Genomic DNA, 21,964 nt, shown 5'->3' with positions numbered 1-21,964 from the left:
CGCGTGTGATGCCTGTGATGAAAGCCCGAAAGGTCCAGTCTAGTGTTGAGGGGTGAACCAAACGCCCGGCATGACGTCCGACCCCCAGCAGCCCGAACCTGAGGAGGCTGCCCCTGAAAAGGCGGAGGTCGGCGTCGGGCCCTGGGAAGGCGAACTGCCCGAAGGCGACCACTGGGACCCCGATCTCCTCGCCGACGGCGACCGCCGCAACGTCCTGGACAAGTACCGCTACTGGAAGCACGAGGCGATTGTGGCGGAGCTGGACTCCAGGCGCCACAACTTCCACGTCGCCATCGAGAACTGGCAGCACGACCTCAACATCGGCACCGTGGTGCGGACGGCCAACGCGTTCCTCGCCAAGGAAGTGCACATCATCGGACGACGCCGGTGGAACCGGCGGGGCGCCATGGTCACCGACCGCTACCAGCACGTCCGGCACCACCCCACTGTGGCGGACTTCGTGGCCTGGGCGCAGGGGGAGGGGCTGGCGATTATCGGGATCGACATTTTCCCGGACTCCGTGCCGCTGGAGACGTATGAATTGCCCAGGGACTGCGTCCTGGTGTTCGGCCAGGAAGGACCCGGGCTGACGCCGGAGGTCCACGAGGCTGCCGTGGCCACCCTGTCCATCGAGCAGTTCGGCTCCACCCGGTCCATCAACGCAGCCTCTGCCGCGGCCATCGCCATGCACGCCTGGGTGCGCCGGCACGTGTTCAACCAGCACGTGTAGCTTGCGCCGGGCTTGCGGGTTTGGGATGCGGGCGTAACCGGGAGCACAGGCTGCACGGAAATGACTAGGATGGTGCTAGCCGTAAGCGGTACTCCAGGGTTACCAACCCAAAGACGAACCTCAGCATAGGAGTCAGCATGCCCATTGCAACCCCAGAGATCTACTCCGAGATGATCGACCGCGCAAAGGCGGGCGGCTTCGCATTCCCGGCCGTGAACGTGACGTCCTCGCAGACGCTGAACGCCGCCCTCCGCGGCTTCGCCGAAGCTGAGTCCGACGGCATTGTCCAGGTTTCCACCGGCGGTGCGGCTTACTGGTCCGGCGCGTCCACCAAGGACATGGTTGCCGGTTCGCTGGGCTTCGCGGCGTTCGCCCGCGAAGTGGCGAAGAACTACGGCGTGAACATCGCGCTGCACACCGACCACTGCCCGAAGGACAAGCTGGACGGCTTTGTCCTGCCCCTGCTGGCCGCTTCCGAGGCTGAGGTCAAGGCCGGCCGTAACCCGCTGTTCAACTCGCACATGTGGGACGGCTCCGCCGAGACCCTGCAGGAGAACCTGCGCATCGCACGGGAACTGCTGGAGCGCACTGCTGCCGCCAAGATGATCCTCGAGGTGGAGATCGGCACCGTGGGCGGCGAAGAGGACGGTGTTGAGAACGAGATCAACGAAAAGCTCTACACCACCGTCGAGGACGCCCTGGCCACCGTTGAGGCATTGGGCGCCGGCGAGAACGGCCGCTACATCACCGCACTGACCTTCGGCAACGTCCACGGCGTCTACAAGCCCGGCGGCGTCAAGCTCCGCCCGGAGATCCTCAAGGACATCCAGGCCCAGGTGGGCGCCAAGATCGGCAAGGACAACCCGTTTGACCTCGTCTTCCACGGCGGTTCCGGCTCCTCGGACCAGGAAATCGCGGACGCCGTCTCCTACGGCACCATCAAGATGAACATCGACACCGACACCCAGTACGCCTACACGCGTCCCGTGGCACACCACATGTTCAAGAACTACGACGGCGTCCTGAAGGTTGACGGCGAAGTGGGCAACAAGAAGACCTACGATCCCCGCGTCTGGGGCGCAGCCGCCGAAGCAGGACTGGCGGCCCGCGTTGTGGAAGCCACCAAGCAGCTCGGTTCCGCCGGAAAGACCTTCTAGGAATGTCCGATGAGTTCCGTAGGAACCTGATGGGCCCCGAGCCCACGCTCCTGCCTGCCGAGACTGAGGTCTACCAGCAGCTCGAAGCGGGCCAGGAAGCCCTGGACCTGGTGGCCAAGCACCCCACATCCTCGCTGTTGTGGGCAGTGCTGGCGGAAGAGGCCTGGGCAGAAGGACGGACCATCGATTCCTACGCCTACTCGCGCGTGGGCTACCACCGCGGCTTGGACTCGCTGCGCCGCAACGGCTGGCGGGGCGTCGGTCCCATTCCCTGGGAGCACGAACCCAACCGGGGTTTCCTGCGGGCACTGTACTCGCTCGGCCGCGCCTCGGCTGCGATTGGCGAAGCGGAGGAGCCGGAACGGATCGAGAAGTTCCTCAACGATTCCGACCCGGCGGCCAAGGCGGCCATCGAAGCCTCCTAGCAACAGCGACGCGGGGTCACTTACCGCCCTTTCCGGGACTCGGAGACGGCGTTTAGCGACCCCGCATTGGTTTAACGAACGACGGCGGGCGGTCACCTTTTCGAGAAAAGTGGCCGCCCGCCGTCGTTCGGCTTAAGGGTCCGGAGCCGGATTAGCTTGCCTTTTGCAGCCCTGTCCGCGCCATCGCGTCCGCGTAGGCGACCCGCATGTCCTCGAGGTACTCCTCCTGGCGGGCAGGTGAACCGGCGAAGGCGCGGCCGCTGAGGGAGCGCACCTTGTACGTCTTCAGGCCGCGGCGCCAGAGCAGCGGGACTTCGGTTTTCAGGAGCAGGTTGGCCAGGCGGTTGGCTTCCGTGCCGTGGGCAACGATGACCGACGCACGGGGAACCACCGCCAGGAACTTCAGCAGCGGCTTAAGGCCTGCCGAGATCTGGTCCGGGGTGAATTTGCCGTTCGCCTCGCCCGGGATGTGCCACGGGTGGACGTTCCACGGCATCACGAACTCGGGACGCAGGCCCAGCTTCCACTGGATACCCAGCATCCGGGTGGCGGCGTCCTCGTCCCCGGGGGTGATGAAACCGGACTTGTCTGCCTCGCCGATGTTCGAGTACAGGCTGATGATGCGGCACTCGTCCACATCGTGCATGGGATCGACGTAGGGCACCACGGTGCCGGGCTTGGCATCCTGCAGGGAATCGCACAGTTCGTTGACGGCAGCAACGTTGGGTTCGTAGCGGCGGCTCAGGAGTTGCTCATGGAAGGATTCGGGTGCCAGGGCTGTCATGAAGTGCTTGATCTCCTGCGGGGATTGATGGTGCTTCCGCCGGCGAAAATGGGCGCACGGTGGCACAGCTCATCAACGGCGGTTAATTGGGGTGGGCCGATTCCTGGTCGGCCTTTACCAGTTTAGCAAGCCCAGGCAAACGAAACGCCGGTCGCGTCGAGCCAATACTCATTGGCAGTTGGCCAAAGCCGCCCGCGATGGCTCCGGACGCCGTTCTTTTCGGAACGTAATAACTGCCTGCAGGATCCAGTCACATCCATTGACAGGATTCATCCAGGTTGGTTGGCTTTTGTCACAGCCCGTGATGGGGGACATGGCGGGCTGGTCGCACCCCACCTGCACCGGAAGAGGTACCGCACCGTGAGAAATACCCTGGCAACTTTCAGGACCCTGGCAGCATCGGGAGCCCTGGCCCTGGCGGCACTAGCTGCGCCCGCACCCGCGCTCGCCGTCGGAGAGGGGCCCAACTATGACGGCAACGGCCAGATCACCACATCGAAGCTTGCCACCTACGACCAAATGGTCTCGTTCCTCAAAGACCAGGACGCCCGCCAGTCCGCCATGGAGCTGGAAGTCATCGGCCAAACGGTGAAGGGCCGGGACATCCACCTGGTCAAGTACATTTCGGACCCGGCCAAGCCCACCATCCTCTACCTGACGCAGCAGCACGGCAACGAGCAGCTCACCACCGAAGGTGCGCTGGAGTTCGTCAAGCACCTTGGCACCGGCAAATCCCAGGATGTCCTGGACGGAGTGAACATCCTCATCGTGCCCATGCTGAATGCGGACGGCGCCATGGGCGATGTGAACTTCCCGCTGGACGACTACCTGGCGAAGGGCGACCGGAACATGACCCGCTACAACGCGGAGGAGGTTGACCTCAACCGGGACCACGTGGCCAAGGTCCAGCCTGAGACCCAGGCGCTGCACAACAACGTGATGCGCAAGTACAACGTGGACTACATGATCGACCTGCACCACCAGGGCACACGCAGCCAGCGGGACGGTGAACTGGTGTCGGGGTCCATCCTGTACCCCACCACCCCCAACGCTGATCCGGCCGTGGTGGAAAAGTCCAAGCAGTTGGGTGCCGTGGTGTTCCACAACGTTGATTCCACCGGCTGGGGCCACCTGGGCAAGTACGTGGGCGGCAGCGCTGAAACCATCAGCCGCAACGGCATCGCAGTGGAATACGGGATCGCAACGCTCCTGTTCGAGATGCGCGGCATGTCCGACCACTACCTGGACGGCTACGCCCTGGGGCTCCGGAGCAACGGCTACCTGATCAAGCAGACCGTGACCACGCTGACCGCCACCGCCGCCGCCATTGCTGACGGTTCAATTGCCGACGCCGACACCTCCTTCTGGGACAGCCTCGCCACCCAGGCCTCCCGCCCGGGAGAGGAAGCAGACGACGAGTAGCAGCCCACGCTGACAGTCCGCCGCGGTCCTTACGCAGGAGCCTTTTACCCTGCAGGAAGGACCGCGGCGGCCAACGAGTGGACAAAGTCCCTCATCGGCTAAACTTGGGTGGTAAGAGCCCCGGAACTCTTGCGTCGCTGCAACGCCCCGCGGACCAGCGAAGGCCGGTACGTTCGGGGCATTCTCATGAACGGCGCTGCGCAGGACCGCCACTCTGTGGCCAACCGGGCAGCCCGAACGAATGGGGGAGGATCCCATGCCAGCAATTGTGATCGTAGGAGCCCAGTGGGGCGACGAAGGAAAAGGCAAGGCCACCGATCTCCTGGGCGGCCGTGTTGACTACGTCGTCAAGCCAAACGGCGGCAACAACGCCGGGCACACCGTCGTCGTAGGCGGTGAAAAGTACGAACTCAAGCTGCTGCCGGCAGGCATTCTCAGCCCCAACGCAGTCCCCATTATCGGTAATGGCTGCGTGGTCAACCTCGAGGCCCTCTTCCAGGAAATTGACGGCCTGCAGGCCCGCGGCGCCGATACCTCCAAGCTCCGCGTCTCGGCCAACGCCCACCTGGTGGCCCCGTACCACCAGGTGCTGGACAAGGTCACCGAACGCTTCCTCGGCAGCCGTGCCATCGGCACCACCGGCCGCGGCATTGGCCCGGCCTACATGGACAAGGTGGCCCGCCTGGGCATCCGCGTGCAGGACGTCTTCGACGAGTCCATCCTCCGCCAGAAGGTGGAAGGGTCGCTGCGCCAAAAGAATGAACTCCTGGTCAAGGTCTACAACCGCCGCGGCGTGGTGGTGGACGAGATCGTGGAGTACTTCCTGTCCTTCGCCGAACGGCTCCGCCCGCTGGTCATCGACAGCACGCTGGTCCTGAACTCGGCGTTGGACGAGGGCAAGGTTGTCCTGATGGAAGGCGGCCAGGCGACGTTCCTGGACGTGGACCACGGGACGTACCCGTTCGTCACCTCCTCCAACCCCACGGCAGGAGGCGCCTCCGTTGGCTCGGGCATCGGGCCCACCCGCATCTCCCGCTCCATCGGCATCATCAAGGCGTACACCACCCGCGTTGGCGCCGGCCCGTTCCCCACGGAACTCTTTGACGAGATGGGCATGTACCTGCAGAAGACAGGCGGCGAGTTCGGCGTCAACACCGGCCGTCCCCGCCGCTGCGGCTGGTACGACGCCGTCCTGGCCCGCCACGCCTCCCGCGTCAACGGCTTCACGGACTACTTTGTCACCAAGCTGGACGTGCTCACAGGCATCGAGCAGATCCCTGTGTGCGTGGCCTACGACGTGGACGGCGTCCGGCACGATGAAATGCCCATGACGCAGACCGAATTCCACCACGCCAAGCCCATCTTCGAGTACTTCGAGGGCTGGACCGAGGACATCACCGGCGCCCGTACGTTGGCTGACCTGCCGGAAAACGCGCGCAACTACGTGCTCGCCCTTGAGAAGCTGTCCGGCACGCGCTTCTCCGCAATCGGCGTGGGACCGGACCGGGACCAGACCATCGTGGTGAACGACCTCATCAACGACTGACCGGGGCAGGAATTACGACGGCGGCGGGCCACCCACACGGGTGCCCGCCGCTTTTGTTTTTCCAAAAGTCCGGCAATTTACACAGGGTTTACGCGGTAGCTCTTGTGGGGCGGGGCACCTGGACGACAGACTTATCAGCACCACGTGATGCGATCACCAATTCGTTCGACCAAACCCGCGGGCACAGGCGCAGCGATGTGCATGGACCGGTTCGTGACAAAGACGTCGCTGGACAGGATCCCGCAAACCGGGAGGATTTATCATGGCCGGAAAGTTCGAAGCTTTTGTTGACTCAGAGTTGTTTTTCAGGTTCAGGCTTCTGGCCCCGGATGGAACGGTGATGGCCGTATCCGGGCCCTTTGAGGACAAGTCCGCCCTCGCGGCCGGAATCTCCGCCGTCCGCGAATGCGCGGGCACCGGACTGGTCACCGATCTTTGCCCTGCCGGGGCGGTCACCAGGCCCGCCCCCGCCGCGGCGCCGGCACCGGTCCCCGCAAAGCCGCAGCCCGACTGCGAAGACCAGCGTGTCCCGGCCAGGACGCACCCTTTTGCCATCGTTCAGGGGTCCCGCCGGCAGGCAAACCCGCCGCGCTGGACCACGGCAGCAGCCCGCTGAACCTCCAGCCGGGCCGCCGTCGAAAAAAGTTCCAAAAGTTTTTTCGGAAACGCGTAACCCTTCCGCCCTTCCGGGCGATTACCTCTATGTAGCGCCGGTCTGGAACTTGTCCCCCATCACGTTCCAGGCCGGCTCTTTCACTTTCCGAGGGCAGGGGCAGCTGCCTTGTGGGACCGGCGGAGTACGCGTGGCGGTCCCGGACGGTGATTACTGAGGGGTAAAGTTGTGCGGGGAACCGGGCCTTACGCAGGCCGGACAGCTTCTCCGCTCACACGAACCCCTTTTTGACTGAAAGCACTACGTCCGTGACTGATGCCCTGACAGACGAGGACCTGCGGGACGGGCCCGCCGGGGCAGCCGTCTTCAGCCTTGTCTACCGGACGTATGCATCCCAGGTCCTGGGCTACCTGACAGCCCGGGGAGTCGAAGATCCGGAGGCGGCCATGCAGGAAGTGTTCCTTTCCATCCTGCCGCGCCTCGACTCTGTGCACGGGGGAGCCGCAGGACTCCGCACATTCATTTTTTCGGTGGCCCACGCCAGGATGGTGGACGACCACCGGCGCCAAAGCCGGATGCCCGCCAAACTGCCGTTTGAGCCGGAGCTGGACCAGCGGGAAGATTCGTCGGCTGAATCAGAAGCCCTTGAGCGTATTTCGCCGCAGGAAGTCCTTGGACTGCTTGATTCCTTGCCGCAGGACCAGCGCGACGTACTGTCCCTCCGCCTTGTGGCCGGACTTACCGTCGAGCAGGCAGCGGACGCCATGGGCAGGAGCGAGGGGTCCGTGAAGCAGCTCCAGCGCCGGGCGCTCCTCAAGCTGCGGGACCTTGCGGAAGTGAAGGAGTACCTGAAGCCATGAAACCACAAGCACGTCACCTCGCCGCCGTTGCGGAGGAGATGCTCCTCGACGCAGGCCTGGCACAGGACGCGGAACTTCGCCGCGCGCTCCTCGCCATAGGCCAGTTGGCGGACCTGCCTGTGCCGGTTCCATCGGGACGGCTGGCAGCGCTGCTGGGCGCCCCCGTTCATGCGGCACTGGATGATGCCCCCGACCGGCGCCGCGATGACACAGCGGACGGCCCGGGTGACGAGCTCAGCAGGCGCCGCCGGCTCCGTTCACACCGTCCGACGATCGTCGGGTTGGCGCTCGTGGCTGGAATGGGCATGGGTGTGGGTACTGTTGCGGCCAGCCCGGCCGGCTCCGCCCCTTCCGGCAGCCTCTCGATACAGCAGATGCTCAAGGACTGGGCGCCGTCCTGGACCATCCGCACGCCCCAGGCCACCACCTCAGGGTTCCTTCAGAAGGCCAATCGCGATGACGGCACCGACGTCCCTGCGCAGCGTGACGCCGGGCTGGCAGGCAACGAAGCCCCGCTGGCCGAGGATTCTCCGCTGGCCCTGGAGTCACAGCGATCCGGGCAGGTTTCCTCGCCTCAATCGCCCGGGCAGGTCCGGAACGGTTCGGGGGTACCTTCCGGCGTCAACGGACCCGGCGGGGCGAAGGAAGCGGGGAAGAACGGCGGCGCGGCCACGCAAAACGGCGGGTCAAATGCTGCTTCGCCGGACAGGGCGGACCCGGGCACCGGCCCTGGCAACGCACCGGATGCAGGCGAAGAAGAATCCGGGCGCGGGGTTGGCCCTGCATCCGGAATTCTTGCCGAATCCGGGCAGCTGGCAGCAGCACAGCGAGGCGCTGATTCCACTGTCGCAAAGGTCCTGCCGGGGGCCAAGTGGCTGGAAAAGTTCATTCGCTAAGCGGTCCCTGGTTGGCGGGGTGTTGGCCTTGCCGCCTGCTTCTCCGCGTAGGCTGGGCCCATGGGCCACACTAACGATCCCGCAGTCATTGAACGCCTGATGCGCACCAAAGGGCGCTGGGCCATCGTTGGCCTCAGCACCAACGAGTGGCGGGCCGCCTTCGATACCGCGCTGTTCATCAGGGACCGCCTGGGCATGGAAATCATCCCGGTCAACCTCCCCGGAGACGCCGTCCACGGCGAAACCGGGTACCGCAGCCTCCTGGACATTCCGGCGTCAAAGCAGCCCATCGACGTCGTCGACTGCTTTGTTAACTCCCAAAAGGTGGGGGCCGTGGTGGACCAGGCGATCGCGGTGGGAGCAAAAGCAGTGTGGATGCAGCTGGGAGTCATTGATGAGGCTGCGGCGGAGCGGGCCAAGGCGGCGGGGCTGGACGTCGTGATGGACAGCTGCCCGGCCCAGCAGGCCTGGAAGTTCAACCTCTGACAGGGGAAAATTTCAGCCCTTCATGAACTCCGGATAGTGCCGCTCGGTGACGTCCGGGTGTGCGCGCATCCTGCCCTTGAGCATATTGAGGCCGAATGACGACAGCAGGGGATTGGCCGGATCATCGGTGATTCCCCTCGCGGCCGCCTTCAGCTCCGGTGGCAGCGGGACAGGATCGATCACGGCATCAAGCCGCGGCGACCAGAAAAAGGGCACGGAATAGCGGTCCACCCCTGGCGGAGGAGCCTGCACGCGATGGATGGTGGCCGCCAGATACCCTTCCGTGGCCACCTCCAGCATCTCGCCAAGATTCACCACCAACGCTCCGGGTACCGGCTCCACAGGAACCCATTCGGTGGCTCCGGGCGGCAGGACCTCCAACCCGCCCACGCCGTCCTGGAGCAGCAGGGTGACGAACCCGTAGTCCGCGTGCGAGCCCACGCCCTGGTCGCCGGCGGCCTCCACCACTCCTCCCACGTAGTGCACCAGCTTGCCCATCCAGGCCGGCGACCCCCGGAACGGCTCGTCGAAGTAGTCCTCCGGAAGCTGCAGGGAAACGGCGATCGCCTTGAGCAGTTCCATCCCCACCCGGGACATCAATTCCGCCCACGCCATGGCGGCGGGTCGGAGTTCGGGAAAGGATTCGTCAGGCCAGAGGTTGGGGCCCTGCAGGAGCCAGTACGGCTGGTCCACCGGATACTCCGCTACCGGCGTCCGTTCGGGCGAGTAGTCGATCTGCTCCCGGGCGTCAGCCTTTCCCTGGGTCACTTCGGTGCCCATCCGCGTGTAGCCGCGGAAATGTGGCGAAAGCCGGTTGTCCAGCTTCATGCGTTCTTCCAGCGGCAAGTCAAAGAACCGCCTGATGACGTCCAGGAGGTGTTCAGCCTGCCCGCTGGCCGCACCGTAGCCGGTGATCTGGAAGAAGCCCACGTTATGGGTGGCATAACGCAGCTGCTCGATGAAGTCCGGGTGGAATGACCCGTCGGCCTGCCGCGCCGTCGCCAGGTCCAGAACAGGTATGGCCCCCTGATCGTGTGACATCTTCGCAGACTAGCACCGGACGCGATGGCTTTATAGGCTTCCTCCATGGACCCGGACGCTCTGAGGAAAATCTGCCTCTCCTTACCCGGCGCGTACGAGGATTATCCGTTCGGGCCTGAGACCGCCGTCTTCAAAGTCCGCGCCGATGTTGCCGGCAACGGCCGGAACGGGGGCAAGGTTTTCGCGCTCTCCTCAATGGACACGAAGGACGGGTACGTGAACCTCAAGTGCGAGCCGGGCCTTGCGGTTCAGCTCCGCGCCGCGCACCCTGAAATTAACGGGGCCTGGCACATGAACAAGACCCACTGGAACGGGGTGCAGCTGGACGGGGCATTGCCGGACGGCATGATCAGGGACATGGTGGAGGACTCCTATGACCTGGTGGTGGCGGGCCTCACCAGGAAGCAGCAGGAGCAGCTGGGCTGGGCCCGCCTGGACGGCGCGGATGGGCAGTAAGGGCGGGGCGGCCGGAGCGCTCAACTATCCTGGCATCGGAAGCACGGAGCAGGGCACCGCGCCTGCGGGCTACCCCACCGTGCTGAAGGAGGTCAGGGTGGGCACGGGCCTTGCCGTGTACCGGCGCATTGCGGACGGCATCCTGGGCTGGGAGCTGCAGCGGAGGGCAGGGCTCCGCGTCCGTGCCGATTCCCCCGTGGCGGTGCCGGGGGCGCGGGTGGTGAGCGGCTTCGGCGCCGGGCCCTTCCGGCTGGACGCGCCATGCCAGGTGGTGTGGGTCCGGGCACCGGCCGGGGAGGACATGCCGCAGTCCGCCGGATTCGGGTACGGAACGCTGCCCGGGCATCCGGCAAGGGGCGAGGAATCCTTCGAGGTGGAAATCAGCGCCCGCGGGGAGGTGTTTCTGCGGATCCGGGCGTTCAGCAAACCTGCCAACTGGTTCTACGCGGCCGGCGGCATCGTCACGCGCGCGGCGCAGCGCTATGTCACGTCCCGGTACATTGAAGGGGCACGCACTCTCGCCGCGGAAGGAACACCAACGTGATCTTCATTGTCGTTAAGTTCAAGGTCAAGCCTGAATGGTCCGGGCGGTGGCTCGACCTGGTTGCCGACTTTACCCAAGCCACCAGGGAGGAGCCGGGCAACCTGTGGTTCGACTGGTCCCGCAGCGTGGAGGACCCCAACGAGTTCGTCCTGGTGGAGGCCTTCAAGGACGACGCCGCCGGAGACCACGTCAACAGCCCGCACTTCAAGCAGGCCATGGCGGACATGCCCCAGGCGCTTGCCGAAACACCCCGGATCATCAGCCGCCAGCTCGACGGCGAGGGCTGGGACCAGATGGGCGAGCTCGCCATCTAAACCTCCATCGATTGCTCCGTACCTGCCGTTCTGGCCCTCCTAAACGGCAGTTACGGAGCACTCGATAGCATGAAGGCATGTGGATCGGCTGGATCGAATTCGACATCCTCCTGGGCGACGTCCAAAGCCTTAAGGAAAAGCGCTCCGTGATCAGGCCGCTGCTTGCCGAGATCAGGAGGCGTTTCGACGTCTCGGTTGCCGAGGTGGGTGATCACGACCAGTACCGGCGCTCCCAAGTGGGCGTCGGCCTGGTGGCAGCAGACCGCGCCCACCTCATTGAGGTGCTGGACGCCGTCGAACGCTTCGTGGCAGCCCGGCCCGAGTTGGAACTGCTCAGTGCCCGGCAGCGTGACCACCACAGCGAGGACTAACCCCATCGGCTGCTGAGTACTTGTCGTTTTCACGCGCGAAAACGACAAGTACTCAGCAGTCGATGAGGGGTGTGGATAACTTCTGCGGCCTTTCCCCGATTCTGGTCTCATGGACCGATGAAGACGCCCCGCCCGTTGCCGGACGAACTCCGGACCGGCCCCTTCACCCTTGCAGATGCGGCGCTCGCAGGAGTATCCCCGCGGCGCTGGCGTCACGGGTCATTGGTGCGCCGTGGCAGGGGCATCCGCATGGAACGCACGACGGCGGCGCTCCCCTTGAGTGCCAGGGTGCGGCCCTTCCTTGAGGTCAATGTGCGATGTGCCGCCTCGCACCTCACTGCGGCGGAGATCCTGGTCCTGCCGCGACGCCGGCAGAAAGGGAATCCGGAAATGTTTCACCTCATCAGGCCGGAGGGTGCGGCCCACCTTAACAGGCCGCATGTCATCGTGCACAGAATGAAGCTTTACAGCGACGAGGTGACGGTAGTCGATGGAATTCCCGTGACCACTCCGGAGCGCACCTGGCTGGACATGGCGGAGATGCTGACGGTGGACGAACTCGTGGTCATGGGGGACAGCTGTGTGCGGGTGCCCAGGCCGGAGCTCGAGGGCCGGGACATGCCGTTGTGTTCCATCGGCGATCTTCAGCGGATGATCAACCGGCACAAAGGCAAGCGGGGACTCCGCAAGGCCAAAGAAGCCATAGAGCTCATCCGGGTGGGCTCGGATTCGCCCCAGGAAACCGTGCTTCGGCTGGCCGTGGCACGGGCCGGGCTGCCCGAACCCGAGCTGAACGTTCCCGTCATCTCGGAGGACGGCATGAGGCACCACGAGCCGGATCTCTCCTACCGGAAGTACCGGATCGGGATCGAATACGAGGGCGAACACCACGGCGAAGAGGGACAGATTGTGCGGGACATCGACCGGTCCGAGCGCTACGCAGCCCTGGGCTGGACCGAGGTAAGGATCTCGAAGCGCCACATGTTCAACGATGCGAAACCTGCGGTCGCCAAGATCCGGACGGCGTTGATCCAGGCTGGCTGGCGTCGAGGCGATTAAAAACGACTGCTCCGTATTTGTCGTTCTGAGGGTTCAAAACGACAAATACGGAGCAATCGATCGGAGGGGAGGGTCAGCCGAAGTACTTCGGCAGGGTCCCCTCGTGGGCTTCACGGAGGGCGTCCAGGGACAGGGACTCCACGCCGTTGATCTCCAGGGTGCCGCTGGCCGCATCCACCACGCCGATACGCGTGTGGGCGAAGCCGCGGGCGGTGCACATGTCCGTGAAGCGGACTTCCTCGGAGCGCGGGACGCCCACAACGGCGCGGCCCTGGGACTCGGAGAACAGGGCCGTGAACAGGTCCACGCCGTCCCGGTCCATGACGTCCTGCAGGGCAATCCGGGCACCCACGCCGTAGCGCAGCGAGGACTCCACCAGGGCAGCCGCGAGGCCGCCCTCGGAGAGGTCGTGCGCGGAGTCGATCATGCCGTCGCGGGACGCGTTGATCAGGATCTCGCCCAGGGCGCGTTCGGCCTCGAGGTCCACCTTCGGCGGCTGGCCGCCCAGGTGTCCGCGCATGTTGGCCCATTCTGAACCGTCCAGTTCCGCGCCCGTGGTGCCCAGCAGGTAGATCGCCTGGCCGTCCTCACGCCAGCCCGACGGCGTGCGGCGGGCGACGTCGTCGAGCTTGCCCAGGACCGCCACCACGGGGGAGGGGTGGATGGGCGTGGTGCCCGTCTGGTTGTACAGGGAGACGTTGCCGCCGGTGACCGGGATGCCCAGCACCATGCAGGCGTCGGACAGGCCGCGGATGGCTTCGGCGAGCTGCCACATGACATCCGGGTCCTCGGGGGAACCGAAGTTCAGGCAGTCGCTGACAGCCATCGGGACGGCGCCGGCGGTGGCCACGTTGCGGTAGGCCTCAGCCAGTGCCAGCTGCGCGCCGTGGTACGGGTCCAGGTAGGTGTAGCGGCCGTTGGCGTCGGTGGCCAGGGCAACGCCCAGTCCGGTTTCCTCATCCACGCGGACCACGCCGGCGTCGTCGGGGAACGCCATGGAGGTGTTGCCGCCCACGTAGCGGTCGTACTGGTTGGTGATCCAGGACTTGGAGCACATGTTCGGGGACGCCACCAGTTCGGTGACGGCCGCGGCCAGATCAGCGGGGGCAGCGGGCCGTCCGGCGTCCTGAACGGAACCGGTGAAGGTGTCCGCCTGCACGGCGTCCTGCCACTCGGGGCGGGCGAACGGGCGGTCGTAGACCGGGCCGTCGTGCGCCACGGTGCGGGGATCGACGTCGACAATCACCTCGCCTTCCCAGGTGATGATCAGGCGGCCGGTATCGGTCACCTCGCCCAGCCAGGAGTACTCCACGGCCCACTTGTCCATCACGGCCTCGAACGCCTTCACGTTCTCGGGCGTGACCACGGCCATCATGCGTTCCTGCGACTCGGACATCAGGATCTCGCCCGGGGTCAGCGTGGGGTCGCGCAGCAGGACGGAGGTCAGCTCAACCTGCATGCCGCCGTCGCCGTTGGAGGCCAGCTCGGACGTGGCGCAGGAGATGCCCGCGGCGCCAAGGTCCTGGATGCCTTCCACAAGCGACCCCTTGAAGAGCTCCAGGCAGCATTCGATGAGGACCTTCTCGGCGAACGGGTCGCCCACCTGCACTGCGGGGCGCTTGGAGGGCTTGGTGTCGTCGAAGGACTCGGAGGCCAGCACCGAGGCGCCGCCGATGCCGTCGCCGCCGGTGCGCGCACCGAACAGGACCACCTTGTTGCCCTTGCCGGAGGCGTTGGCCAGGCGGATGTCCTCGTGCCGCATGACGCCGACGGCCAGGGCGTTGACCAGCGGGTTGCCCTGGTAGACGGAGTCGAACACCATTTCGCCGCCGATGTTGGGCAGGCCCAGGGAGTTGCCGTAGCCGCCGATGCCGGCCACTGCACCATGCATGACGCGGGCGGTGTCCGGGTGGTCGATGGCGCCGAAGCGCAGCGGGTCCATGACGGCCACGGGGCGGGCACCCATGGAGATGATGTCCCGGACAATGCCGCCAATGCCGGTGGCTGCGCCCTGGTAGGGCTCAACGAACGACGGCGAGTTGTGCGATTCGATCTTGAAGGTCACGGCCCAGCCGTCCCCAAGGTTGGTCACGCCGGCGTTTTCGCCGATGCCCACCAGCATGTCCTTCTTCATTTCCTCGGTGACCTTCTGGCCGAACTGGCGCAGGTGGTTCTTGGAGGACTTGTAGGAGCAGTGCTCGCTCCACATGACGGAGTACATGGCCAGTTCCGCGCCGGTGGGGCGGCGGCCCAGGACCTTGACGATCTCGTCGAACTCGTTCTGCTTCAGGCCCAGCTCGGCCCAGGGCAGTTCCGTGTCCGGCGTCTTCGCGGCGTGCTCGACCGTGTCGATGTTGAACTTCTTGGTGGTTTCCGTGGTCACTTGTCGCCTCCCACAATCTTGTTCAGGACGGAGGTGAAGAAACCGAGGCCGTCGGTGTCGGACCCGGCGATACCCGTCTCACGGGACACAACAGTCTCGGGGCCGAAGCCGACCTCCACGGCGTGCTCGGGGTGCGGCATGAGGCCCACCACGTTGCCGGCGGCGTTGGAGATGCCGGCGATGTCGCGGCGGGAGCCGTTCGGGTTGAAGCCCACATAGCGGAACACCACGCGGCCCTCAGCCTCAAGGGCGTCCAGGGTCTTTTCGTCCGCGATGTACTGGCCATCCTGGTTCTTGAGCGGAATGGTGATCTCCTGGCCCGCTTCGTAGTCCAGGGTCCACGCGGTGTTGCTGTTCTCGACGCGCAGCACCTGGTCGCGGCAGAGGAACTTCAGGTGGTCGTTCTTGATCATCGAGCCGGGCAGCAGGTGCGACTCGGTGAGGATCTGGAAGCCGTTGCAGATGCCGAGGACCGGCAGCTTGGCGTCGGAGTTGGCGGCGTCGATGATTTTGGACATCAGCGGCGCGAAGCGGGCAATGGCGCCGGCGCGGAGGTAGTCGCCGTAGGAGAAACCGCCGGGAATCACCACGGCGTCCACGTCACCAAGCTGGGAGTCGCCATGCCAGAGTTCGACGGCGGTGCCGCCGGCCAGGCGGATTGCGCGGGCAGCGTCGCGGTCATCGAGCGTTCCCGGGAAGGTGACGACGCCGATCTTCGCGTCCGCGAGGCGCGCATCTGCGGCGACGGCGGTTGCGCCGCCGATCAGGGGAAGTTCAGTCATGTCAGGCCTCGACGACCTCGACGTTGACGACGTCCTCGATGACGGGGTTGGACAGGAGGGTCTCTGCGGCATTGCGTGCCTGGGCCAGGATTTCCTCGGTCACCTCGCCGTCGACGGTCAGTTCGAACCGCTTGCCCTGGCGGACAGCGCTGAAGCTGGTGAAGCCCAGACGGGGGAGAGCGCCGACGATCGCCTTCCCCTGCGGGTCCAGAATCTCGGGCTTGGGCATGACGTCAACAACGATCCGGGGCATCCGGTAACTCCTGTGCGTGAGCTTGGGTAAGGGCGCAGCGGAGTGGTGCCGTCTCACGCCGTACCGGGGTGTCTGGGACATGCTGTGCCAGGCACTGTTTCCTAGACCTTGTGGACGGGCGCTCCGCGAGCTTGCTAGCCCATTCTACCGGCCGCAGCGCCCCACCCTGTATTCGGGCGATTGACGGTGGTTCCGGGGTTGATTTCGGCGTGACTACAGGTATCGGCGGGAGTTCTGGAGTTGTGCGTCCTGCGTCACTAGGATTGCTGGATGGCTGAGAATTCGAAATCCCTGCTGTTGCCAGTGGTTGCCGCAGCAGTGTTCGCCGGGCTGGGCCGGATGGTGCTCCAGAAGGTCAAGGCTGACCGGTTCGCCCGGGAGAACCGGGTGGCAGGTCCCGTGGATGAAAAGACCAGGCAGTGGATCAGTGAGGTGGTCCGCACCCCGCGCCAGTAGCGGGAGGCGTTTGCCATCTGAGAACTTGTAAGGGCGTCTTCGGGGCGCCCTTTTTGATGCTCCGCCGCAGTCTCCTGTCTCCCGTGTGACTGGCCAAAATATTGGTTTTGTGTCCTATGTCATATTCAGCTATCACTCTGTACTCTTTGAATCGAATGGTCTCATGGAATGACAAGATCTGTAATTCCGTGTGCCAAGTCAGTCGTTTCGGGCCCCCAACCGTGGCTGGGCCGGTACATCGTGAAAGGTTTGCACGTGAGATCTACTGGAAAGAGCCCCATCCGGGGCGGGGGATTCCGGAAGGCAGCGGCGCTTGCCGTGGGCTTGCCGCTTCTCCTCACCTCGATGGCCATCAGTCCCGCCACCGCGGCGCCTGCCGGGCTGGATCAGGCAGTCGCTGCCAAGGAAACTGCACCTGCCGAATTCAAGGACGGCCGCTACATTGTGGTCCTGGCGGAAGCAGCGGCCGCCGCCTACGAGGGCGGCACCCCCGGGCTGGGCGCAACTAAGCCCGATAACGGGCGGAAGCTGGACTCCGGCAGCGCCAGCTACAGGGCCTATGACGCACACCTGCGCAAGCAGCAGCGGGAGGTGGCGGCAAGCCAGGGGGTGACCCCGGGAAAGCAGTACACGGCCGCCCTGAACGGCTTCACCGCCGAGCTTACTGCCGCCCAGGCCATGGAACTTTCCAAGGATGAGCGCGTGATGGTGGTTGCGCCCGACGTGGAAAACGCTCCGGACTACACCACCACCGACTTCCTCAAGCTGACGGGCCCCGACGGCGTCTGGGCCAAGCAGTTCGGCGGCGAAGCCAACGCCGGCAAGGGCGTGGTGGTTGGCGTCATCGACTCGGGCTATGCACCGGACAACCCGTTCCTCCACGGCGAACCGGTCCAGCCCCTGAGCGGCCCGGCCCAGGTGGGCGTACCGTACCGCACCGCGGAAGGCCGGATCGCCATGCTCAAGGCTGACGGCACCACCTTCGAGGGTGAATGCCAAAAGGGCCAGGGCACCGGAGCGTCGTTCGACGGCTCCCTGTGCAACTCCAAGGTCGTTGGCGCGAGGTACTTCGCCGATTCGTTCCTGCAATACGTAGCCCCGCAGAACCGGGCCCCGGAGGAACTCATCTCCCCGGTCGACGTCGGAAGCCACGGAACCCACACGGCCACCACCGCTGCGGGTAACGCGAATGTGGAGCAGGTGATTGACGGCGCAAACTTCGGCAGGAGCTCCGGCGTTGCCCCCGCCGCGAAGGTCTCGGTATACAAAGTCTGCTGGGAGGACACCAACCCGGACACCGGCGGCTGCTATTCCTCCGCTTCCGTGGAGGCGGTGGAGGCCGCAATCAAAGACGGCGTGGATGTCCTGAACTACTCCATTTCCGGCAACAACAACAACACTACCGATCCCGTCGCGTTGGCGTTCCTCAATGCTGCCGCTGCAGGCGTCTTCGTGTCCGCATCAGCCGGCAACTCCGGGCCCACGGTGTCCACGGTCAACCACGCCTCACCCTGGCTGACCACGGTTGCCGCATCCACATTCCCCAGTGACCTGCTGGGCACCGTCAAGGTCTCGGACGGCTCGCTCTACCGCGGAGCTTCGATCATGAAATCCGAGGTTGCGGACAAAGCGGTTATCGTCGCCTCGGCCGCGGCAGCAGCCGGAGCCACCAACGCCAACCTGTGCGCCCCGGGCTCCCTCGACGCGGCCAAGGTTGCAGGCAAAGTGGTGGTCTGCGACCGCGGCGTGGTGGACCGGACGGCCAAGAGCCAGGAAGTCCAGGACAAGGGCGGCGTCGGCATGATCCTGGTGAACCTCACCAGCAGCTCCGAGGATGCGGACAACCATGTGCTCCCCACCGTTCATGTCAACGCACCCAAGAGCCTGGAACTGAAAGCCAAGCTGGAGTCCAACCCCGCCTTGACAGTCAGCCTCGTCAAGGGCGACCTCACGGGCCTGCCGGCGGCGCCTGCGCCCCAGATCGCCGGGTTCTCCTCCCGTGGACCTACCCTCGCCGCCGGCGGTGACCTGCTGAAGCCGGACATTGCGGCTCCCGGCGTGAACGTCCTTGCCGGCGTCTCCACTATCGGCAACAACGGTGACCAGTTCGGCTTTATGTCCGGAACCTCCATGGCTGCGCCGCACATCGCCGGATTCGGCGCCCTGGTGCTCAGCAAGCAGCCCAAATGGACGCCCGCGATGGTCAAATCGGCCATGATGACCACCGCTTACCCGCTGGTGAAAGCCGACGGTACGCCCAATACGGATCCGTTCCAGGGCGGCGCCGGCCACATCGACTCCACCCGGGTCCTGGATCCGGGCCTGGTCTACAACTCAGGCATCAAGGACTGGCTCGGCTTCCTTAACGGCCAGGGCGTGGACACCGGTGCTCCGCAGGCCGGCTCCATTGCGGCCCGCGACCTGAACGTTCCGTCGATCGCGCTCGGCAGCCTGGTTGGGGAAGTACAGGTCAAGCGACAGCTCACTGCCCTGGTTCCAGGAATCTACCGCCCGGAAGTCAACATGCCGGGATTCAACGTCCAGGTTGAGCCGAACGCACTGAACTTCGCCAAGGCCGGCCAGACCCGCGATGTCACGCTGACCATCCGGAACGTCAGCGCTCCGGTGGGCAAGTTCAGCAGCGGCACCCTGACCTGGAAGGGCCCGCGTACCGTGAGCTCTCCCATCGCAATCCGGCCTGTTGATGCACAGATCGCCCCGTCCTTCTCTTTCAGCTCCGCTTCCGGCAGCGGGACCGGCACGATGGAACTGGTGTCCGGTTCGGACAGCCCGATCAACGTCGGGGTGGAAGGGCTTGCTCCGCTGAGCCAAACGGCCATTTCCAAGACTCCCGGCGCGTACGCCCCCCGGAACGACGCCCACAACGCGCTGCTTCAGGTGGCAGTCCCGGAGGGAGCCTCTTTCGCCCGCCTGGGCGTCCAGGCGCAATCGGACGACGTCGACTGGGACATGGTGGTCTACGCACCGAATGCTTCGGGCGGCCTGACGGCCACCCAGGTGGCGACAGCTTCGGCCAGCGAGTTTTTGGACCTTGAATCGCCCCGTGCGGGCACGTACTACGTGGTGGCCAACCTGTACTCCACGCCGGACAATGGACCGGCCACCGCTTCCGTCCAGGCAGTGACCTTCGCGGGCGATGCCGGCAACCTCGCGGTGGACCCGAATCCGATCGTGGCCCCGAACGGCACCGCCACCTCCGCCACGCTTTCCTGGACCGGCCTGTCCGCAGGTGCCTACGTTTCGCGGCTCAGCCTGGGCGGGAACGGCATCAGGACGTGGGTCAACGTCCAGGTGGGCGCCGCGCCCACTGCCCCGGCAGGGGCTCCGCAGGTCGCGGTCGCGGACGCAGTACCAGCGTCATAGGAACCTCCCCTTCTTGTAAGGAAAAACAGGATCCCCGGGCGGTCGAACCGTCCGGGGATCCTGCTTTGTGTGAAGGGCCGTGCCGCATCGGGGTCCTAGGTGTTGCCCCATGCCCCGCCGGCACTGCCCAGCAGCGGTGCCATCGCGTTCCAGCGCGCGATTTCGCAGCCGTCCGTCCGCCTGAAAATGGAACTGACAGGGCGGCCATGGAAAATTCCAGTGACCACGGCCACCTGCGGCCCGCCATACTGCTGCGTGCACAAGCGTGGTGGTCCGGGCTTGGGAAAAAAGATGTCCTCGCCGTACTTCTCCACGGCTGCGAGGGCAGCTTCGGGGTCCGGCAGCGTGCTCCCGGGCTGGTTACGTCCGTCGTCGGCTATGAGCCGAAATACGTGCTCGACGGCGGCCGGATCCTCCTTGAGCCTGACAGTGAGATCGATCATGCGGTCACGCCGGGAGCGGTCGGGGACAGTGCGTCCAGCGCAACGGCCAGCCTCTCGCGTAGGGCTGCTGCCTCGGTGGCGAAGGAGCGCTGGTGCTCCACGTAGGCTGCCTTTCCCTGGGGCGTCTCGATGGGAATGGCCGGATAGCCCCACTCCGCCAGGTCGTAGGGAGAAGCCTGCATGTCCATGGCGCGGATCCGCCAGGACAGCTCGAAGCATTCCATCACCAGTTCGCTGGACAGGGCCGGCAGCAGCTTGTAGGCCCACTTGTACAGGTCCATGTTGGCGTGGAGGCAGCCCGGCTGTTCCTGGTGGCGCTGGCTGTCCCGGCTCGGCGCAAACTCATTCAGCGGAACGGCGTCCGGCGTATAAAAGCGGAAGGCATCGAAGTGCGTGCAGCGGATCCTGTTGTCCTCCACCACCTTGTCAGTGCCTGCCGAACCCAGCCGCAGCTGGAGGTATTCATGGCGCAGGTCGAACTTGTCCTGGCGGTAGACCATCGCCCATTCGTGCAGGCCAAAGCAGCCGAACTGGGCCGGGCGTGCGGCGGTCCCCCGCACGATGATGCCGGCAAAGGCAACAGCCTCGCTGCGTTCGGCAAGAAAAGCGTCCCGGTCAAAGGTGACCGCGGTGCTTCCTTCCGGCAGCCCCAGGAAGGCAAGCTCGCCGTCGTCGAGCGTCCTGTAGTGCTTCCAGGCCGTACGTGCGGCCGCTGCCCTGCCCGCCAGGACGTACCCGGCGCCGGGGTGCCAGCGCCGCAGCTGGCCCGGTTTCTGGGTGTAGTAGGTGAACAGGAAGTCTTCCACCGGGTGCTTCTTGCCCGCAGACCTGCGGGCAAGGTAGGGGTCGGCGTAGCGGCTGACGCGCTGGTGGTGGGCCTCCTCCAGCGGCCGCCAAACATCCGCCGCCAGAAGCTTAAGCTCCACCGGCGGCACCCAGGACATCCTTCGCAGCGTCCCAGGCGCTGATTTCGCATCCGTTGGTGCGGGAGAAGGCAGCGTCTACCGGCACGCCGTCCACAACACCAGTCACGGTGGCTTTCTGCGGGCCGCCGTACTGTTCAGTGCAGGCCTGGTCCGTTGCCGGAGCGGAGGGGCTTAACAGCACGGCGTTTTCCTTCAGCGCAGCGCAGGCCGCATCAGCGGCCGGGTGGACGCTTTCAGCAGCAGGGACACCGTCGGCGCAGACCAGGGTGTAGCTGATCTCCGGTTCCCCCTCGGCTGGAACGACGATGATGGCAAGTTCGGCGTTACCCTTGCCCGGTCCTGACGGCGCCGGCGAAGGCTCGGGAGCCGGGGCAGGGACGGAGGTCTCGGCGTCGGCAGACGGGCTGCCGGACGGCTGCGGGGAACTGGTGGCGGAGGAAGAGGGAGATGCGGAGGGTCCGCCGGTCGGGGTGCTGCCGCCCTGGCCCGGGGAACAGGCCGGGAGCAGCGCCGCTGCCAAGAGCAAGGCAAGCGACTGGACCTGAATTCTGCGGGTGGAGAACATTCCTGCGGGCCTCGCCCCTGTGGAGATCATCGTGCTGGACATCATGCTCGTGGGCGTCCTGCCCGGGG

24 protein-coding genes are annotated in these 21,964 nt (G+C 65.4%); 16 read left to right on the top strand and 8 right to left on the bottom strand.

Annotated elements, in window-relative coordinates; all coding sequences use genetic code 11:
• Window positions 1-70: 70 nt before the first annotated feature.
• From ACQ3DC_RS10980 to ACQ3DC_RS10970, 3 genes are all read left to right on the top strand, one after another.
• Window positions 71-730 carry a TrmH family RNA methyltransferase gene (locus ACQ3DC_RS10980; RefSeq protein ID WP_157242735.1) on the top strand — a complete coding sequence of 220 codons (660 nt, stop codon included), beginning with the start codon at window positions 71-73 and terminating at the stop codon, window positions 728-730.
• Between the two features lie 137 nt (window positions 731-867).
• Window positions 868-1,887: a class II fructose-bisphosphate aldolase gene (gene fbaA / locus ACQ3DC_RS10975; protein WP_321215237.1), complete on the top strand. Its 1,020-nt coding sequence runs from the start codon at window positions 868-870 to the stop codon at window positions 1,885-1,887.
• Between the two features lie 2 nt (window positions 1,888-1,889).
• A complete protein-coding gene (locus tag ACQ3DC_RS10970) occupies window positions 1,890-2,312 on the top strand; it encodes a DUF3151 domain-containing protein (RefSeq protein ID WP_323057732.1) in 423 nt (140 codons plus the stop codon).
• 151 nt (window positions 2,313-2,463) lie between these two features.
• Here ACQ3DC_RS10970 and ACQ3DC_RS10965 read toward each other — a convergent pair whose 3' ends face one another.
• Window positions 2,464-3,096, bottom strand: a complete 633-nt coding sequence (locus ACQ3DC_RS10965) for a uracil-DNA glycosylase (protein WP_157239380.1) — start codon at window positions 3,094-3,096, stop codon at window positions 2,464-2,466.
• 360 nt (window positions 3,097-3,456) lie between these two features.
• Here ACQ3DC_RS10965 and ACQ3DC_RS10960 point away from each other — a divergent pair, with 360 nt between their 5' ends.
• The 6 genes from ACQ3DC_RS10960 (at window position 3,457) to ACQ3DC_RS10935 (ending at window position 8,919) form a co-directional block, all read left to right on the top strand.
• Window positions 3,457-4,518 (top strand): M14 family zinc carboxypeptidase, encoded by a 1,062-nt coding sequence (locus tag ACQ3DC_RS10960; protein ID WP_430752225.1) that lies wholly within the window; start codon window positions 3,457-3,459, stop codon window positions 4,516-4,518.
• 256 nt (window positions 4,519-4,774) lie between these two features.
• Complete coding sequence (locus ACQ3DC_RS10955) at window positions 4,775-6,064, top strand: adenylosuccinate synthase (protein WP_157239378.1); 1,290 nt, start codon at window positions 4,775-4,777, stop codon at window positions 6,062-6,064.
• Window positions 6,065-6,326: 262 nt separating this feature from the next.
• Window positions 6,327-6,680 carry a YegP family protein gene (locus tag ACQ3DC_RS10950; RefSeq protein ID WP_157239376.1) on the top strand — a complete coding sequence of 118 codons (354 nt, stop codon included), beginning with the start codon at window positions 6,327-6,329 and terminating at the stop codon, window positions 6,678-6,680.
• A 305-nt stretch (window positions 6,681-6,985) separates the two neighbouring features.
• Window positions 6,986-7,537, top strand: a complete 552-nt coding sequence (locus ACQ3DC_RS10945; RefSeq protein ID WP_321216336.1) for an RNA polymerase sigma factor — start codon at window positions 6,986-6,988, stop codon at window positions 7,535-7,537.
• Window positions 7,534-8,433: a hypothetical protein gene (locus tag ACQ3DC_RS10940; RefSeq protein ID WP_430752224.1), complete on the top strand. Its 900-nt coding sequence runs from the start codon at window positions 7,534-7,536 to the stop codon at window positions 8,431-8,433. Before ACQ3DC_RS10945 ends, ACQ3DC_RS10940 begins: the two co-directional genes overlap by 4 nt.
• A 60-nt stretch (window positions 8,434-8,493) precedes the next feature.
• Window positions 8,494-8,919, top strand: a complete 426-nt coding sequence (locus ACQ3DC_RS10935) for a CoA-binding protein (protein WP_157239357.1) — start codon at window positions 8,494-8,496, stop codon at window positions 8,917-8,919.
• Between the two features lie 12 nt (window positions 8,920-8,931).
• Here the strand turns inward: ACQ3DC_RS10935 and ACQ3DC_RS10930 are convergent, their stop codons facing one another.
• A complete protein-coding gene (locus ACQ3DC_RS10930; RefSeq protein WP_430752223.1) occupies window positions 8,932-9,960 on the bottom strand; it encodes an isopenicillin N synthase family dioxygenase in 1,029 nt (342 codons plus the stop codon).
• A 45-nt stretch (window positions 9,961-10,005) separates the two neighbouring features.
• Here ACQ3DC_RS10930 and ACQ3DC_RS10925 point away from each other — a divergent pair, with 45 nt between their 5' ends.
• The 5 genes from ACQ3DC_RS10925 to ACQ3DC_RS10905 all read left to right on the top strand — a co-directional run bounded on the left by ACQ3DC_RS10925 (window position 10,006) and on the right by ACQ3DC_RS10905 (window position 12,704).
• Window positions 10,006-10,416: an MmcQ/YjbR family DNA-binding protein gene (locus ACQ3DC_RS10925; protein WP_430752222.1), complete on the top strand. Its 411-nt coding sequence runs from the start codon at window positions 10,006-10,008 to the stop codon at window positions 10,414-10,416.
• Window positions 10,406-10,960 (top strand): DUF1990 family protein, encoded by a 555-nt coding sequence (locus tag ACQ3DC_RS10920; protein ID WP_430752221.1) that lies wholly within the window; start codon window positions 10,406-10,408, stop codon window positions 10,958-10,960. The genes ACQ3DC_RS10925 and ACQ3DC_RS10920 overlap by 11 nt, the downstream gene beginning before the upstream one ends.
• A complete protein-coding gene (locus tag ACQ3DC_RS10915; RefSeq protein ID WP_321215244.1) occupies window positions 10,957-11,274 on the top strand; it encodes a putative quinol monooxygenase in 318 nt (105 codons plus the stop codon). The genes ACQ3DC_RS10920 and ACQ3DC_RS10915 overlap by 4 nt, the downstream gene beginning before the upstream one ends.
• A gap of 77 nt (window positions 11,275-11,351) precedes the next feature.
• Entirely contained in the window at window positions 11,352-11,645 is a 294-nt protein-coding gene (locus ACQ3DC_RS10910) for a DUF503 domain-containing protein (protein ID WP_321215245.1), read from the top strand.
• Between the two features lie 117 nt (window positions 11,646-11,762).
• The gene (locus ACQ3DC_RS10905) at window positions 11,763-12,704 is read left to right on the top strand and encodes a hypothetical protein (protein ID WP_430752220.1); all 942 of its coding nucleotides are present in this window, start codon (window positions 11,763-11,765) and stop codon (window positions 12,702-12,704) included.
• Between the two features lie 73 nt (window positions 12,705-12,777).
• Here the strand turns inward: ACQ3DC_RS10905 and purL are convergent, their stop codons facing one another.
• The 3 genes from purL to purS are packed head-to-tail and all read right to left on the bottom strand — an operon-like array spanning window position 12,778 to window position 16,122.
• On the bottom strand, window positions 12,778-15,087 hold the full coding sequence (gene purL, locus ACQ3DC_RS10900; RefSeq protein ID WP_430752219.1) for a phosphoribosylformylglycinamidine synthase subunit PurL: 2,310 nt from the start codon (window positions 15,085-15,087) through the stop codon (window positions 12,778-12,780).
• Window positions 15,084-15,869 (bottom strand): phosphoribosylformylglycinamidine synthase subunit PurQ, encoded by a 786-nt coding sequence (gene purQ, locus ACQ3DC_RS10895; protein ID WP_157239348.1) that lies wholly within the window; start codon window positions 15,867-15,869, stop codon window positions 15,084-15,086. The genes purL and purQ overlap by 4 nt, the downstream gene beginning before the upstream one ends.
• A gap of 1 nt (window position 15,870) precedes the next feature.
• A complete protein-coding gene (gene purS, locus ACQ3DC_RS10890; protein WP_157239345.1) occupies window positions 15,871-16,122 on the bottom strand; it encodes a phosphoribosylformylglycinamidine synthase subunit PurS in 252 nt (83 codons plus the stop codon).
• A 270-nt stretch (window positions 16,123-16,392) separates the two neighbouring features.
• On the opposite strand from purS, the gene ACQ3DC_RS10885 reads away from it, so the two are divergent.
• Window positions 16,393-16,578 (top strand): hypothetical protein, encoded by a 186-nt coding sequence (locus ACQ3DC_RS10885; RefSeq protein WP_430752218.1) that lies wholly within the window; start codon window positions 16,393-16,395, stop codon window positions 16,576-16,578.
• 279 nt (window positions 16,579-16,857) lie between these two features.
• A complete protein-coding gene (locus ACQ3DC_RS10880; RefSeq protein ID WP_430752272.1) occupies window positions 16,858-19,962 on the top strand; it encodes a S8 family serine peptidase in 3,105 nt (1,034 codons plus the stop codon).
• 95 nt (window positions 19,963-20,057) lie between these two features.
• Here the strand turns inward: ACQ3DC_RS10880 and ACQ3DC_RS10875 are convergent, their stop codons facing one another.
• Genes ACQ3DC_RS10875 through ACQ3DC_RS10865 form a run of 3 tightly spaced genes read right to left on the bottom strand, consistent with a single transcriptional unit; the run spans window position 20,058 to window position 21,896 of the window.
• Entirely contained in the window at window positions 20,058-20,405 is a 348-nt protein-coding gene (locus ACQ3DC_RS10875) for a serine protease inhibitor (protein ID WP_430752217.1), read from the bottom strand.
• Window positions 20,402-21,349 (bottom strand): 3-methyladenine DNA glycosylase, encoded by a 948-nt coding sequence (locus ACQ3DC_RS10870; protein ID WP_430752216.1) that lies wholly within the window; start codon window positions 21,347-21,349, stop codon window positions 20,402-20,404. The genes ACQ3DC_RS10875 and ACQ3DC_RS10870 overlap by 4 nt, the downstream gene beginning before the upstream one ends.
• Window positions 21,321-21,896 (bottom strand): SSI family serine proteinase inhibitor, encoded by a 576-nt coding sequence (locus tag ACQ3DC_RS10865; protein ID WP_430752271.1) that lies wholly within the window; start codon window positions 21,894-21,896, stop codon window positions 21,321-21,323. The genes ACQ3DC_RS10870 and ACQ3DC_RS10865 overlap by 29 nt, the downstream gene beginning before the upstream one ends.
• Window positions 21,897-21,964: the final 68 nt, after the last annotated feature.

Source organism: Paenarthrobacter sp. NEAU-H11 (genome assembly GCF_050573415.1).
Taxonomy (GTDB): domain Bacteria; phylum Actinomycetota; class Actinomycetes; order Actinomycetales; family Micrococcaceae; genus Arthrobacter.
This window is presented reverse-complemented; position numbering and strand designations above follow the sequence as displayed.